The sequence below is a fragment of the Lactobacillus helsingborgensis genome, assembly GCF_000970855.1.
Taxonomy (GTDB): Bacteria; Bacillota; Bacilli; order Lactobacillales; family Lactobacillaceae; genus Lactobacillus; species Lactobacillus helsingborgensis.
Genome location: NZ_KQ034047.1, coordinates 30389 through 44515, shown reverse-complemented (window position 1 = coordinate 44515; position 14127 = coordinate 30389). Strand labels below are relative to the sequence as shown.

The 14127-nt window shown below is 36.9% G+C and carries 18 protein-coding genes, 1 other RNA gene and 1 pseudogene; all 20 read left to right on the top strand.

Features of this window, described 5'->3' with window-relative positions:
* Window positions 1–384, top strand: a pseudogene (locus JF73_RS06115) (hypothetical protein); the annotation flags it as partial.
* A 134-nt stretch (window positions 385–518) separates the two neighbouring features.
* Entirely contained in the window at window positions 519–1535 is a 1017-nt protein-coding gene (locus tag JF73_RS06110; protein WP_046327441.1) for a C39 family peptidase, read from the top strand.
* A gap of 73 nt (window positions 1536–1608) precedes the next feature.
* Window positions 1609–2721: a C40 family peptidase gene (locus JF73_RS09320; RefSeq protein ID WP_052727778.1), complete on the top strand. Its 1113-nt coding sequence runs from the start codon at window positions 1609–1611 to the stop codon at window positions 2719–2721.
* 130 nt (window positions 2722–2851) lie between these two features.
* Window positions 2852–3472, top strand: a complete 621-nt coding sequence (locus JF73_RS06100) for a class I SAM-dependent methyltransferase (protein WP_038523545.1) — start codon at window positions 2852–2854, stop codon at window positions 3470–3472.
* Complete coding sequence (gene tadA, locus JF73_RS06095; protein WP_046327440.1) at window positions 3472–3981, top strand: tRNA adenosine(34) deaminase TadA; 510 nt, start codon at window positions 3472–3474, stop codon at window positions 3979–3981. Before JF73_RS06100 ends, tadA begins: the two co-directional genes overlap by 1 nt.
* A gap of 28 nt (window positions 3982–4009) precedes the next feature.
* An RNA gene (ffs, locus tag JF73_RS09425) (signal recognition particle sRNA small type) lies at window positions 4010–4103 on the top strand.
* Window positions 4104–4160: 57 nt separating this feature from the next.
* Window positions 4161–5966: a DNA polymerase III subunit gamma/tau gene (gene dnaX / locus JF73_RS06090; RefSeq protein ID WP_046327439.1), complete on the top strand. Its 1806-nt coding sequence runs from the start codon at window positions 4161–4163 to the stop codon at window positions 5964–5966.
* A 20-nt stretch (window positions 5967–5986) separates the two neighbouring features.
* Window positions 5987–6316, top strand: coding sequence for a YbaB/EbfC family nucleoid-associated protein (locus JF73_RS06085; RefSeq protein ID WP_038523538.1), 330 nt, complete (start codon window positions 5987–5989; stop codon window positions 6314–6316).
* Window positions 6317–6913: a recombination mediator RecR gene (recR, locus tag JF73_RS06080; protein WP_046327438.1), complete on the top strand. Its 597-nt coding sequence runs from the start codon at window positions 6317–6319 to the stop codon at window positions 6911–6913.
* Entirely contained in the window at window positions 6913–7143 is a 231-nt protein-coding gene (locus JF73_RS06075) for a YaaL family protein (RefSeq protein WP_038523532.1), read from the top strand. Before recR ends, JF73_RS06075 begins: the two co-directional genes overlap by 1 nt.
* 102 nt (window positions 7144–7245) lie before the next feature.
* On the top strand, window positions 7246–7893 hold the full coding sequence (tmk, locus tag JF73_RS06070; protein ID WP_038523530.1) for a dTMP kinase: 648 nt from the start codon (window positions 7246–7248) through the stop codon (window positions 7891–7893).
* Between the two features lie 5 nt (window positions 7894–7898).
* Window positions 7899–8222 carry a cyclic di-AMP receptor DarA gene (gene darA, locus JF73_RS06065; protein WP_038523527.1) on the top strand — a complete coding sequence of 108 codons (324 nt, stop codon included), beginning with the start codon at window positions 7899–7901 and terminating at the stop codon, window positions 8220–8222.
* 2 nt (window positions 8223–8224) lie between these two features.
* Window positions 8225–9082 (top strand): DNA polymerase III subunit, encoded by an 858-nt coding sequence (locus JF73_RS06060; RefSeq protein ID WP_046327847.1) that lies wholly within the window; start codon window positions 8225–8227, stop codon window positions 9080–9082.
* Window positions 9083–9091: 9 nt separating this feature from the next.
* Window positions 9092–9427 (top strand): DNA replication initiation control protein YabA, encoded by a 336-nt coding sequence (yabA, locus tag JF73_RS06055; protein ID WP_046327437.1) that lies wholly within the window; start codon window positions 9092–9094, stop codon window positions 9425–9427.
* 12 nt (window positions 9428–9439) lie between these two features.
* A complete protein-coding gene (gene rsmI, locus JF73_RS06050) occupies window positions 9440–10294 on the top strand; it encodes a 16S rRNA (cytidine(1402)-2'-O)-methyltransferase (protein WP_038523521.1) in 855 nt (284 codons plus the stop codon).
* Window positions 10295–10303: 9 nt separating this feature from the next.
* Window positions 10304–11041 carry an acyl-[acyl-carrier-protein] thioesterase gene (locus tag JF73_RS06045; protein ID WP_046327436.1) on the top strand — a complete coding sequence of 246 codons (738 nt, stop codon included), beginning with the start codon at window positions 10304–10306 and terminating at the stop codon, window positions 11039–11041.
* 56 nt (window positions 11042–11097) lie between these two features.
* On the top strand, window positions 11098–11616 hold the full coding sequence (locus JF73_RS06040) for a folate family ECF transporter S component (RefSeq protein ID WP_046327435.1): 519 nt from the start codon (window positions 11098–11100) through the stop codon (window positions 11614–11616).
* A gap of 25 nt (window positions 11617–11641) precedes the next feature.
* Entirely contained in the window at window positions 11642–12388 is a 747-nt protein-coding gene (gene tsaB, locus JF73_RS06035) for a tRNA (adenosine(37)-N6)-threonylcarbamoyltransferase complex dimerization subunit type 1 TsaB (RefSeq protein ID WP_046327846.1), read from the top strand.
* A complete protein-coding gene (gene rimI / locus JF73_RS06030) occupies window positions 12372–12923 on the top strand; it encodes a ribosomal protein S18-alanine N-acetyltransferase (RefSeq protein ID WP_046327434.1) in 552 nt (183 codons plus the stop codon). Before tsaB ends, rimI begins: the two co-directional genes overlap by 17 nt.
* A 15-nt stretch (window positions 12924–12938) precedes the next feature.
* The gene (gene tsaD / locus JF73_RS06025; protein WP_046327433.1) at window positions 12939–13988 is read left to right on the top strand and encodes a tRNA (adenosine(37)-N6)-threonylcarbamoyltransferase complex transferase subunit TsaD; all 1050 of its coding nucleotides are present in this window, start codon (window positions 12939–12941) and stop codon (window positions 13986–13988) included.
* Window positions 13989–14127: the final 139 nt, after the last annotated feature.

Below are 14127 nucleotides of genomic sequence, written 5' to 3'. Positions count from 1 at the left end.
CCCCGGCTTGATGAGATTGTTCAAGAAAGAACCAAATTATTACCTGCCAATTTTTCGCATAATGATTCTGCCGGTAATTTCATTTTGAATGATTTTTTCAATAAAGCAGGTGTCGTGCGTAAAACTACTGCTGAATGTATAGCCGCTTTTCCTTGGGGTGCAACCGTAGATCGTTCAAATAACGAGCTAATTAATGCTGAAAATAATGCCAGCAGCGCATTAGTTGCTGATAACATGCTTTATGAATATATTTATAATGATGCGCAATCTAATTGGGGACACCGGAATATTTTACTTGATCCTAACGATAAAACAATTGGTCTTGGTGCGTTAGCGGATAAAGACAGTGGTCAAATTTGTTCGTCAGTCGGCGTTATATATTAAAGTTGAACATTAAAAAGCCAACCTGTGGCAACAAGTTAAGATGTGACTAATAAGTGATTTAATTAATAGTTCTAATCTGTCTTACAGACCGATTTGTTTTTGCAACTGAATTTATAATTTCAAGGTTAAATCTAATGAAAAAAAGATATATTTTTTGCTTAGTATTTATTATTTCTTTTTTTGAAATACAAGCGGCAGATCCCGTAAAAGCGGACGCCAGTGATTATTCTGTGAATGCGACAGCTAGTAGTCAAAATAATAATACCGAAGATAAAAATAAAGCTGAAAATAACAACAACAATAATTCTAGTGTAAATGACGATAAAACTGGAGATAACAATAATAACCAAAATAAGCAGGATAATGAAACTTCAAAAAATGACGAAAATAAGCAACCTCCACAGGTAAAACCAAAGATTAAACAAGGTTGGGTAAAAAAGGGCAAAAAGCAATATTTTTACAAAAATAATAAAAAAGTCAAAGGGCTCGTAAAAATAAAAAAGAACCATTATTTGTTTAATAAACACGGAGTTTTGCTCAGTGGATTAAGAAAGACGCCTCATAAATCTACCTATAGTTATTATCAGCCTAATGGTAAAAGAAGTGAGAAATCAATATCTACCAAAAAAGCTTATTATTGGATTAAAAAGGGCGTAGTTAAAGGCATCAGAAACTATGCCCAGTGTATTTGTCAAAGACCAGAATTACCAACTGGTTGTGAAATGACAGCAGCTACAATGATGATTAATTTTGCTGGCAAGAAAGTGTCAAAATTAAAAATCGCAAATGAAACCCCGCGTAGCAGCGATCCCAATAAAGGATTTATTGGTTCTCCTTATAAAGCATATCCTGAAGGCTATTGGGTAGCTCCAGGCGGACTAAAGGGCGTCGTCAAAAAGTATCTGGGAAAAGCTAAAATTATGACTGGTTATGGCTTAAGCGCCATTAAAAACAAACTGCTTCATTCACATTTGGTAGTCGTCTGGGTAAATGGTATGGATGGTTTCTCTAATCACGCACTTACTTTGACTGGCTATCATAATCAGCAGCTTTATTACAATGATCCGTGGACCGGAGCAAAAGCACAAATCAGTAGTGTTGCTTTTACCAGCTATTGGAGCCGTGATGGATATAGAGCATTAAGTTATTAAATTAATATGTGATTTATATTATTTTATGCTATTATTATTTTATGTTTTTATTTGAAGATAAAAGAGGAAATTTATGAAATATAGAAAGCAAATATTTGCGGGAATTGCAGCAATCACTTTACTAGCAAATGTGGGAACAAGCGTTGTGGCAGCTGATGCTATTGCTCCTTCTGCAACTAACAATTCGCAGACGGATAAAAATAATCAGTTGTCTGATAACAAAGTAGACTCTGATAAAAATAACGATAATACAAGTAATGACGTTGGTACCACAGATAGCACTAATTCTGGTCAAAATGATACCTCTAAAATACCGGAAGAACCGAAAGTTCCCACAGTAAGTAAAACTGTTTTTAAGCAACTCCACACAAAATTCAAGTGGACGGCAGGAGATAAAATTACTGATCTAATTAAGCTAAACAGCCCTGAGAAAAGACCTGTTACTTTACAAAAATGGAATGGGAAAAAATATATTAATGTTAAAAAATATCTGACTGATGATGACGGAAGTCTTAAATTGACTTATCCTGCGGCTTGGTACCATCATAAACACTCTACCTGGCGTTTAGTTTCCCCTGAAACTAATACTTGGACTGCAGCTAAGAGCAGTAAGATAACAATCAGTACGGTTCGTCGGTACCAAATACCTAAAAAATATCGCCAGTTACACATGAAAAGCTTATATCTCAAAGGTTTTTATACCAGTCCCCTCGATAAGAGCTTAAATTATGCTTCTACTAGAAGTGATTACGTTAAAGCTTTCATAAAACGTGGTTACCAATATCAAAAAGCGGGTACAGCATGGGTTGATTTTACTACTAAAAAACCGGGCACTTCTGTAGATTGCTCAGGTTTAGTAATGCAATGCATGTACGCAACTGGGATTGATCCATCCCCAGCAAATCCAAAATGGCATGCTACACATGAGTGGGGGTGTCGGTCATTTGTTCAAAGTCCAACTTTGCAAACAGTTAGCCTCAATAAATTAAAGCGTGGCGACTTAATTTTTTATGGCCGTCCAAAGCCAATTTGTTATCACGTTGGAATTTATTTAGGTAATAATAAAGTTTTACATTCTTGGCCTAATGCCGGTGTTACAGTGTGGAATGCTAATTTCCGACCATATTACTACGCCAAACGCGTATTTCCAGTAACCAAGACCGTTAAAGTTCATCAAATGTCTTAACATTGAAAATAGCAAATCTAATTATGTTTTTAAAAAATTATAGGGCATAATTAGATTTTTTATTTTATTTGCAAAAATTGACATGTTCGTTAGAATTATCTAAATAAAGTACTAAGGAATGAAGCAAACGATGACTGAACAAAATAACCAAATGTACTATGCGGAAAACCCGACTTCACAGCATGATGAGCATGTTGTTGATTACCGGGTTAATGATATTGATTTAAAATTTACTACTGATGCCGGAGTTTTTTCAAAAATGCGGGTGGACTATGGCTCTGGCGTTTTAATCAAAAAAATGCCTGATGTCAATTTTCCATCAAATAATATTCTGGATGTAGGAACCGGGTACGGTCCTCTCGGTCTTTTTGCAGCCAAATTTTGGCCGACGCAAACTGTAGAGATGGTAGACGTTAACCAGCGTGGATTAGATCTAGCAAAAAAGAATGCTGAGCTTAACCATATAGATAATGTGGCAATTTTTGTTTCTGACGTATACAGCAACATTGCTCCAGAGAAAAAATACGGCTTAATTGTGACTAATCCACCAATTCGAGCTGGTAAGACAGTCGTTTCTAATATTTTATCTGGTGCAAAAAGTCATTTAGTTGGTGGTGGAGTTTTATTAGTAGTAATTCAGAAAAAACAGGGTGAACCCAGCGCTCGCAAATTGCTAACTAAAACTTTTGGGAACTGTACAATTTTAAAAAGGGATAAGGGCTATTACGTATTGCAGGCGGTGAATAATTAATGTCATTTTCAAGCGCAGAGAAAAAGAATTTGATGCAGCTGGCCTTTGAACAGGCCCAAAAAGCACAAACTTTAGGCGAAGTTCCTATTGGTGCGATTGTGGTGGCTCCCGATGGGCAAGTTATCGGAGAAGGCTTTAATCGGCGAGAATTAGACCAAGACGCGACTCAACATGCTGAAATGATAGCAATTAGGCAAGCGTGCTTAAAGCTTGGCACTTGGCGTTTAATTGACTGTAGTTTATTCGTTACATTGGAACCTTGTCCTATGTGTGCTGGTGCGATCATTAACTCTCGTATTAAAAATGTTTACTTTGGAGCACTTGATCCTAAAGCTGGTGCAGCGGGCAGTGTGGTTAACCTTTTTGAAATAGCCAAATTTAACCACCATCCCCATGTAATTCGTGGACTATATCGTGAAGAAGCCAGTCAAATGCTGAAAAGCTTTTTCAAAGAGATCAGACAAAAGCAGAAAGCTGCAAAAGACACAAGTAAAAATTTCGCAAATTAGTGGAAATATACCATAAAATACGTTAATATATCTTATGGGCAATGTTTGACCTCCAAAGCGTGTCAGGACCGGAAGGTAGCAGCACTAAGGTTGCTCGGGCATGTGCCTTTTATTAGACAATTACAAACTCTTAACTCTTTCGCAAGAGTTAAGAGTTTTTTACTAGGGAAGACTGATCTATGGCTTATCAAGCGTTATACCGCAAATGGAGACCGCGCACTTTTGACAGTGTAATTGGTCAAGATGATATTACGGAAACTTTGAAAAATGCAATTAAGCGTGGGACAATCTCACATGCCTTTTTATTTGCTGGGCCTCGTGGAACTGGTAAAACGTCCTGTGCTAAAATTTTGGCCAAGGCGTTAAATTGTACAAATCTTAAAGATGGCGAGCCTTGTAACGAATGCGCGAATTGCAAAGCAGCAGATAAAGGCGCTATGGCGGATATCATAGAAATTGATGCGGCTTCCAATAATGGCGTTGACGAAATACGTGATATTCGGGATAAGGTGAAGTATGCGCCTACTCAGGGTAAATACAAAGTTTATATCATAGATGAGGTCCACATGTTGTCTATGGGTGCATTCAATGCTTTGCTTAAAACTTTAGAAGAACCGCCAGAGCATGTCGTCTTTATCCTAGCCACTACTGAACTGCAAAAAGTACCGGCAACCATTATTTCACGCACACAGCGCTACAATTTCAAACGTATTTCTAAAGCCGACATGGAAAAACGTATGAAATATATTTTAGATCAAGAAAAAATTGGCTATGACGATAAAGCTCTGGGAGTAATCGCACAAGTAGCCGATGGTGGTATGAGGGATGCTCTGAGCATTTTAGATCAGCTTTTAAGTTTCGATAAAAACAAAGTTGAATATGACGCAGCTTTGGAAATTACCGGTTTTGCTGATCAAGAAAAAATTGAGCAGATTTTGCTGGCGATTTTAAACAGGGATGCAGCTCAGGCAATATCACTGGCGCAAGCAGAATTCAAAAATGGTGCCAGTTCCAAAAACATTTTAGATGAACTGATAGCAATGGCTACCAGTGCCTTGATGATTGTTAAAACAAAAGATAGCAGTCAAAACAATTTTTTGAATAAAGACTTTGTTCAAAAAATTAAGGATATTCCTGCTGAACGTTATTTTCAGTTAATAGCTGCTGCTAATACCGCTCTGAACGATCTGCGCTATACTAATCAACAACAAATTCCCTTAGAAGTATTTTTAGTTGAAAGTACTAGTGCAAAAGAGCAAGAATCTGCCTCTGCCATTATTACGGCTGAACAAGAAAAAAGCAGTGCTCAAAAACCGGAGCTAAGAGAAGAAATAGCGGCATTAAAGAAACAAGTTGCTAGTTTGGTCAAGAAAGTTAATATTTTAACTAAAAATCAAACTAAGAACAGCGACCAAATTTTTCATTTGGATAACGTTGCTGCTGATCAGTCAAATGCTGACAAGAATAAGAAAACTAATGCCAAGCCGCCGAAAAAGGTGAGAAAAACTGCTAGTAATAAGAAAAGAGCTAACGAACTCAATCGCAAGCAGGTTTATCATGTTCTGGAAAATGCTACGAAGGAAAATCTGCTTGCTATTAGAAATGTTTGGCCTGATTTGCAATCAGTTTTAGGTGTGTCGCAGCGTGCTTTATTAGATGTTCTTAAGCCTGTTGCAGCTAGTTCGGATCAAGTAGTGATGAAATGTAAATATGCTCTTTGGTTTGAAAAGGCAAGTGAAGATGATAATTTAATAGATATGTTGACAGCTGAAATTGCCAAATTTACTAAGCACAATTATGAGATAGTGTTGGTACCCGATGAAGATTGGTCTACCGTACGTAAGGAATTTTTGCAAAAACATGGTCAAGAGCTTTTAAATAAACAAAAGCATAAGGATGCTGACCAGGAACATAATGAAGCAAATGACGAAGTAGTAAAAAAAGCTAAAGAGTTATTCGGTGACACTGTAAATATTAAAGATTAGAATTAAAAGGGGAAAATAATATGAGTAAAAGACCTAATTTTGGCGCTATGGGTGGCATGAACATGCAACAAATGATGAAACAGGCTAAAAAGTTGCAAGAACAAATGGCTCAAGAACAACAAAATATTACTGCTCAGGAATTTGTGGGCAAGTCTGCTGATGATTTAGTTGTAGCCACTTTTAGCGGAGATCGAAAATTGAAAAATATTGCTATCAATAAAGATGCAATAGACCCAGATGATCCTGACATGTTGCAAGATTTAGTTATTGATGCAGTCAACAAAGGTTTAGAAGAAATCGATCAGGCTACACAAAAAAGTTTAGGCAAATACACGAAGGGTATGATTTAATTGCAATATCCAGCACCAATTGCGCATTTAATTGATTCATATATGAAATTACCTGGTATTGGTGAAAAAACAGCAACTCGGCTTGCATTTTATACTTTAGACATGCCAGATAATGATGTTCAAGATTTTAGTACCGCCTTATCTGAAGTAAAGGAAAAACTCCATCGCTGCTCTATTTGTGGCAATATTACTGAAAAAGAGCCTTGCTCCATTTGCAGCAATCCTGCTCGCGACCAATCGACTATTATGGTGGTTGAACAACCTAAGGATGTCATGGCTTTTGAGGATATGGGTGAATATAGCGGCTTGTACCATGTTTTACATGGTGTTTTGTCACCAATGGATGGTATTGGACCAGAAGAAATAAACATTAAGTCATTAATAGTTCGTTTGCAAAAGCATGATGTTAAAGAAGTGATTCTAGCCTTAAATTCAACTCCAGAAGGTGAATCAACTGCAATGTATATTAGTAAATTAATTAAACCCGCTGGCATTAAAGTAACTAGGTTGGCTGCTGGGTTAGCTGTTGGCAGCGACATTGAATATGCTAACTCAATTACTTTGAAACGCGCAGTACAGGGGAGAACATCAATCTAATGGCAAAAAATAAAGTTAAAAATATGGGCGATGAGTGGTTAATGACTATCATCGAAAATTTACAAGAACAAATCGCTGTACAAAAAAATCTCGATCCAACAACACTAGATATGTCAGAAGATAATGTAATTTCAGGCAAAATTTTACGTGCAAAATACTCTTTTTTATATGATGAAGCACGTTTGCGGCATACAAGATTTAGTGGTTTCACCAATGCAATTTCTGAATAAAAGTCCTTATCTTGAGGGCTTTTTATTTTACTAAAAAATTAAAAGTACGTTGGGGTGTTCATATAAAAAGAACTCTTGTAAAATAGAGACATGGAGAGATTTATGAAAAGTTATTTTATTAGTTTTGAAGGGCCGGATGGTTCAGGAAAAAGTACAGTTTTAAAGCAAGTGGTAGAGCAAATAAGTCCTAGACTTAAAACACAATATCTAGTGACTCGTGAACCTGGAGGTTCAAAAATTGCCGAAAAAATTCGCCAATTGATTTTAGATCCAGTTAATGAAGAAATGTCTGCCAAAACTGAAGCCTTGTTGTATGCAGCTGCGCGCAGTCAACATATGTTTGAAACAGTAATTCCGGCGCTTAAAGCAGGAAAAGTGGTTTTCTCTGACCGCTTTGTTGACAGCTCTTTAGCTTATCAAGGCGCAGGTAGAAATTTGGGTATTGCAGCTGTCAAACAAATTAACGATTTTGCTACCAGTAAAATCGAACCAGATTTAACTATTTTTTTAGACATTAAGCCCCAAATTGGGCTAGCCAGAATTGCTCAGGAGCGGGCAGGTCAGGAAGATCGGTTAGAGCAAGAACAATTACTCTTTCACCAAAAGGTTTATGAAGGCTATCACGAAGTAAATGCTGCTTATCCTGATAGGATCAAAATAGTTGATGCAAATAAAGCCCTAAATTTAGTTGTAGCAGATTGTGTTAAAATTATTGCAAACCATTTACCAGCAGATTTGTTAAAGGACTGATTAAAATGAAGTTAATAGTAGCAATTGTGCAAAAAGAAGACGCTAACAGGTTACAACATACATTTGTTAAAGAAAGCATTCGTGCGACCAAGCTTGCTACAACAGGCGGCTTTCTCAGTGAAGGTAATACCACTTTTCTAATCGGTATAGACGATAAGCATGTTAAGCAGGTTTTGCGCATTATCAAGGAAGAATCTAAGGCCCGTGAAGAATATATGAATCCTAATATGACAATGACGGGTTTTGAAATGAACAGTCAACCAATCAAAATTACTGTTGGCGGAGCCACTTGTTTTGTTTTGCCAGTAGAAGAGTTTAAACAATTCTAATGATTGTTAACATTGCTGAAAAGGGTGCGAAGCAAGCTGAATTTTTGCGTCAAGCGTTTGAACAAAACAAATTGGCACATAGTTATTTATTTGTTGATGCAAATGAAGTTCAAGCTTTAAACACAGCATACTGGCTGGCTTGCCTTTTTAATTGTACTGGTAAAAATAAACCGGATGGATCATGTCAAAATTGCCGGCAGATTATTTCGGGTAACCATCCTGATGTTTTACTGGTTGAGCCGGAAGGCAAACAAAGCTTGGGGATTGATCAAGTTCGTCTATTAAAAGAAGAACTAGCTAAGAGTCCTGTTCAAAGTAATGTGCGGTTCTTTTTCATAAATGAAGCACAAAAATTAACTTTGTCTGCGGCTAATGCTTTGCTTAATTTATTAGAAGAACCCGTTGCGCCTGTGGTTACAATTTTAATTACAAATAATACTGATCAAATTTTACCCACAATTCGTTCACGTACTCAAATCATAAATTTCACGACTAATGAAGCAATAAATAGTAAAACTGAAGAACTTTTAGCAAATGGTTTTAGTCCCAACGATGTTAATGATTTAGGAGATACTAGCAAGTTAGAACAGAAAACCAAGTATTTTTATCAGGAAATGCTTGAAAGTAGCTCTTTAGCACTAGTAAGCGCGCATCAATTGGCAGAAATGGCTAAAAGTAAAAATGAACAAAAATATATTTTTTTCTTACTGAAAAAATGGGCGCAAACAGAATTAATGAATGGCAAACAACAAGATGGAGCAAGAATGCTAAGAGATTTACTTGAGCTTGATAAGATGCAATATAGTAATGTTAGCTTGCGCAATTTACTTGATTATCTTGCCTTGCAATGGAAACGGTAGGTGTAAATAGTGGATTCTTATTCAAAATTGGAGCAGCTTCACGATTCAATGGTCAATATGACCAAAACAATCGAAAGTTTAGAGAATAGTTTTTTAGAAACTTTAAAAGAAAATACAGAATTAAAAGTAGAGAATAAGTTGCTGCGCGAAAAAATGGACAAAATGAATAATGCCCACAATAATACCGTTAAAACTCAAAGTGGTCTTGAATCTCTACGCCAAATTTATAGTTCAGGTTACCATATTTGTAACATGTATTACGGCTCTCACAGGGATCCGAATACTGATTGCATGTTTTGCCTTGATATCTTAGATAACTTTGGCGAAAAGAAGAAAAAACATTAAAGGATTGATTGAATGCAGAGGCAAAGCAGTTATGCTCAAGAAGCTGGTAAGCTTTATTTGGTGCCAACACCAATAGGCAATCTTGATGATATTACAATTAGAGCAAAAAGAATTTTACAAGAAGCCGACTATATTGCAGCCGAAGACACCAGAACTAGCGGAATACTCCTTGAAAAAATTGGCGTACACAATCGGATGCTGTCTTTTCATAAGTATAATTCAAAAGAACGGGCCCCAGAACTAGTCTCTTTGATGCAAAAAGGTGCGGTAATTGCTGAAATTAGTGATGCTGGGATGCCGGTTATTTCGGATCCGGGATATATTCTGGTGCAGGAATGTATTAAAAATAATATCCCGGTGGTTCCACTTCCAGGCCCTTCTGCATTTGCTACGGCTTTAATTGCTTCTGGTTTTGACGCCCAGCCATTTACTTATTATGGTTTTTTACCTCGTAAAAAAGGTGAGCAACAGCCTTTTTTTGAGCAAATGAACAAAGCACATGCTACCTCAATTTTTTATGAAGCTCCCCACAGGTTAGTTAAAACTTTGGCTAATATGGCTACTATCTTTGATTCAGATCGTAAAATAGTAGCAGCACGAGAATTAACTAAAATTCACGAAGAATTTATCAGGGGCACAATTAGTGAAGTTACTGCTTACTTTAAAGAGCAAGCACCACGAGGCGAATTTGTAATTTTGGTTTCGCCTAACACCCAGCAGTCGGAACAATTATCTTGGGCTGAATTGATAGATTTGGTAAATGAATTAGTAGCAAACGGTGAAAGCAAGAAGACAGCCATCAAAGAGGTTGCACAAAATAATCATATATCTAAGAATGAATTATATGATCGTTATCATCAAAAGTAGGTGCATATTATGAAATATAGTGAAAAACATTTGGTTAACTTTTATGAATGTGATGAAAACAAAAATTTAAAGTTGCCGGCAATGATTGATCTTATGATGAGTGTTTCAGAACACCAGTTGGACTCAGGTAATGGAAGTACTAACGCTCTGACCAAAAGGGGTTTAGGTTGGGTGGTAACCCAATATCATGTTGATATAACACGTATGCCCAAGCCGAATGAAATGATTGAATTGATCACTGAACCGGTTGGCTATAACCGTTTCTTAGAATACCGTAATTATGTTTTTACGGATCAGAACGGGAATGAATTGATTAGTGTCAAAAGTGAGTGGGTTTTATTTGACTTAAAAACGCGTAAGCTGGTTTCAACTGACAAGGAAATGATGGTTGAGCTTGGTATTCCGCTATTAAAAAAGCTGCCTCGTTTTCCAAGACTTCGAGTTCAGGAAAATTACGAGAAAAAGCGGCAGTATCGGGTAAGATATGATGACTTGGACACTAATCATCATATGACTAACGGCCATTATTTTAATTGGTTTCTTGACACACTTGATCGGGACTTTTTAAAAGAGCATATTATCCAAACTATTGATGTCAAGTTTAATTTAGAAGTGCGTTATGCTCAAACTCCGTATGCTTGTGTGAGCATAGTTGATGACGGAGACAGTGTCAAAACATTTCATACAATTGCTGATGACGATAAAAAAGATAAAGCTGTTTGTGAACTAATCTGGCGCAAGTTATAATATAATTAATTTTTGTGTTGATACACAATTTTAATTAAAGAAAGAAAGTGCTGCAAATGACTATTAAAGAAATGCTTAAGGTTGAATTGCGCGATCTAGTACTTTTGGGTATTATTGTCGCAATGAAAATTATTCTTAGTCGTTTTACAGTTGGTACGAATATTGTGCACGTTAGTCTGGGCTTCATAGGCAGTGCGATGCTGGGTTACCTTTTTGGTCCAGTCTGGGGTAGTGTAGGCGGTGGAATAGGTGATTTAGTTTCATCTGCTCTATTTGGCAACCAAGGTGGGTTCTTTCTCGGCTTTACATTAAGTGCAATGGTCGGACCATTTATCTATGGCTTGGTGTTTTATCAAAAACCAGTCAAAATTTGGCGGATAATTCTTGCAACTCTGTTAGTAACTGTTGTTGTTAATATTGGGTTAAATACTTTATGGGTTCACCTTTTATACGGGATGGACTTTCGCGTTGCCCTTATTCAACGGATACCAAAAGAGGCAATTACTCCGTGGTTAGAGATGATTATTAGTTACTTTGTTTTGAACGCTATTTCGCGTGTTAAAATCAAAAGGTAATTTTGAAAAGAGTAAAAATTTTAGAATGAAAATTTTAAGTATGTCGACTGCGACAAACAATCTTAGTGTGGCTTTGAATGACAACAATAAAATTGTTGCGGAAAAAAATGAGTACGATGCCCGTAATCACAGTGCGCATTTAGACCCGTTAATTGCTGAAATTCTAAAAGAAAATAAATTAACTTTGTCCGAAGTTGATCGTTTTGCTGTGGCTATTGGCCCGGGTTCATACACCGGTTTACGTATTGGAGTTACCACTGCTAAAATGTTTGCCAGTATACTTCATAAAGATGTGGTTGGAGTTTCTACATTACAAGCTTTGGCAGCAAGTTGTGAGGAGAGCGGGGCTTTAATTGTCGCTGGCATTGACGCCCGCAATGATAACTATTTTGCCGGTGCTTATGTTAATAGTATGACTGGTAGTTCACCACTTTGTGTAATTCCTGATGGTCACTATCACATTGATACTTTGCTGAGTGCAATCAAAGAATACTATGCAAAAAATAATTTCCCCAAAATTATTTTTGTAGGTTCAGGTTTTGAAAAGCAAAAAGAAAATATAAAAAAGCTGAATGTAGAATTTAGTTTTGCGGAAGAAAAGCAAAATGTCGTTCATGCTGGCCTGATCGGTCGGCTTGCTTGCAAAGCTGAGGCTGACGATCCTGATAAACTTTTGCCAAACTATTTGCGACGCACACAAGCAGAAATTGATTGGCACAAAAAGACTGGGAAAGCTTACGAGCCTGATAACAATTATGTGGAAGAAGTTTAACTTTTTCAGGTCTTTTTTACTTTCAAGAGAACAAGAAAGAAAAATAAGATTTGCACCAACTAAAATTACCATCAATGATTCTGTTTTGGATATTAGAAAAGCTGAACCAAAAGATATTGCTGCATTAGTGGTTTTAGAAAAAAGCCTTTATCAAGGTCAAACGCCTTGGACAATGTCCATTTTTCAAACAGAATTAACTAAGGTTAATGCACTTTATATAGTAGTAGCACACTCAAACATTTTGCTAGCAGTGATTGGTATCAGATTTAACAGAAGTGAAGCTCATGTTACTATCTTGATGGTGGATTCAGCTTGGCAGAAACTTGGGTTGGGGACGTATTTAATGAATTTGGCAATTGATATTGCTAAAAATAAAAAATGTAAGGAGCTTAGTTTAGAGGTAAGAGCGGATAATTTGGCTGCTCAAAATTTATACCAAAAACTAGGCTTTGTAGTAACTTTCATTTGGCCTAATTACTATCAAGATTCCCATCAAAATGGGCTGAATATGGTGCTCAAATTGACAGACGATTAAAGAAAGGAAATAGAAGTGACAAATAAAAAAGACATCCGTATTTTAGCTTTTGAGAGTTCATGTGATGAAACTTCAACGTCTGTTGTAAAAAACGGCAGAGTAGTAGAGAGTATGATTGTTGCAACACAAATTAAAAGTCATCAACGTTTTGGCGGTGTTGTTCCTGAAGTTGCTAGTCGTCATCACATTGAAGTTATTACTCAAATTACTAATGAGGCTTTAAGCAAGGCAAACGCCACATGGCAAGATATAGATGCAATTGCTGTCACCTATGGTCCGGGTTTAGTTGGGGCACTTTTAATCGGTGTCAGTGCCGCAAAAGCCGCTTCAATGGCTACAGGCATCCCTTTAATTGGCGTTGATCATATTATGGGTCATATTATGGCGGCGCAGTTAAAAGAAGAAATAGTTTATCCGGCACTTGCACTGCAAGTTTCTGGTGGTCATACTGAGATCGTTTTGCTTAAAGATCCGACACATTTTGAAATCGTTGGTGATACTAGAGATGATGCTGCAGGAGAAGCTTACGATAAGATTGGCCGAGTTTTAGGGGTTAATTATCCAGCTGGTAAAACAATAGATGAATGGGCTCATCAAGGGCAGGATACCTTTGATTTTCCCCGTGCAATGATTAAAGAAGAAGATTATGATTTTTCTTTTTCTGGTTTAAAGAGTGCGTTCATTAATACTTGTCATCACGCTGAACAAATTAACCAAAAACTAAATAAATACGACTTAGCGGCCAGTTTTCAAGCCGCAGTAATTGATGTTTTAGCAACTAAAACGATTAGGGCTATTAAGCAGTATCAGCCCCAAACCTTTATTATGGGTGGTGGTGTAGCCGCTAACCATGGTTTACGGGACAGAATGAACAGTGAAATAGCAAGTTTACCGCAAAATCTGCAACCTAAAGTCATTTTGCCTGATTTAAAGCTTTGCGGTGATAATGCCGCGATGATTGGTGCAGCGGCATACAATTTATATCAGGAAGGAAAATTTGCTGACCTTACTTTGGATGCTGATCCATCTTTAGAATTACCTTACGCATCCGAAATGTTGAAATAAAGTAAATAATAAAAAGTGAAGTTAACCCCTAGAATTGGACGTTAACATTAATTCATGTTTGCTAAGGCCGTATTCCGATATTCAATCGGGGTGCGGCCTTTTAGCGTGTGCCTGATTCTAGCTTGATTGTAGTATTTGA

Bases quoted from the DNA above. Each gene is read 5' to 3' on its own strand.
- JF73_RS06110 (WP_046327441.1), top strand. From the start codon at position 519: ATGAAAAAAAGATATATTTTTTGCTTAGTATTTATTATTTCTTTTTTT.
- JF73_RS09320 (WP_052727778.1), top strand. From the start codon at position 1,609: ATGAAATATAGAAAGCAAATATTTGCGGGAATTGCAGCAATCACTTTA.
- JF73_RS06100 (WP_038523545.1), top strand. From the start codon at position 2,852: ATGACTGAACAAAATAACCAAATGTACTATGCGGAAAACCCGACTTCA.
- tadA (WP_046327440.1), top strand. From the start codon at position 3,472: ATGTCATTTTCAAGCGCAGAGAAAAAGAATTTGATGCAGCTGGCCTTT.
- dnaX (WP_046327439.1), top strand. From the start codon at position 4,161: ATGGCTTATCAAGCGTTATACCGCAAATGGAGACCGCGCACTTTTGAC.
- JF73_RS06085 (WP_038523538.1), top strand. From the start codon at position 5,987: ATGAGTAAAAGACCTAATTTTGGCGCTATGGGTGGCATGAACATGCAA.
- JF73_RS06075 (WP_038523532.1), top strand. From the start codon at position 6,913: ATGGCAAAAAATAAAGTTAAAAATATGGGCGATGAGTGGTTAATGACT.
- tmk (WP_038523530.1), top strand. From the start codon at position 7,246: ATGAAAAGTTATTTTATTAGTTTTGAAGGGCCGGATGGTTCAGGAAAA.
- darA (WP_038523527.1), top strand. From the start codon at position 7,899: ATGAAGTTAATAGTAGCAATTGTGCAAAAAGAAGACGCTAACAGGTTA.
- rsmI (WP_038523521.1), top strand. From the start codon at position 9,440: ATGCAGAGGCAAAGCAGTTATGCTCAAGAAGCTGGTAAGCTTTATTTG.
- JF73_RS06045 (WP_046327436.1), top strand. From the start codon at position 10,304: ATGAAATATAGTGAAAAACATTTGGTTAACTTTTATGAATGTGATGAA.
- JF73_RS06040 (WP_046327435.1), top strand. From the start codon at position 11,098: ATGACTATTAAAGAAATGCTTAAGGTTGAATTGCGCGATCTAGTACTT.
- tsaB (WP_046327846.1), top strand. From the start codon at position 11,642: ATGAAAATTTTAAGTATGTCGACTGCGACAAACAATCTTAGTGTGGCT.
- rimI (WP_046327434.1), top strand. From the start codon at position 12,372: ATGTGGAAGAAGTTTAACTTTTTCAGGTCTTTTTTACTTTCAAGAGAA.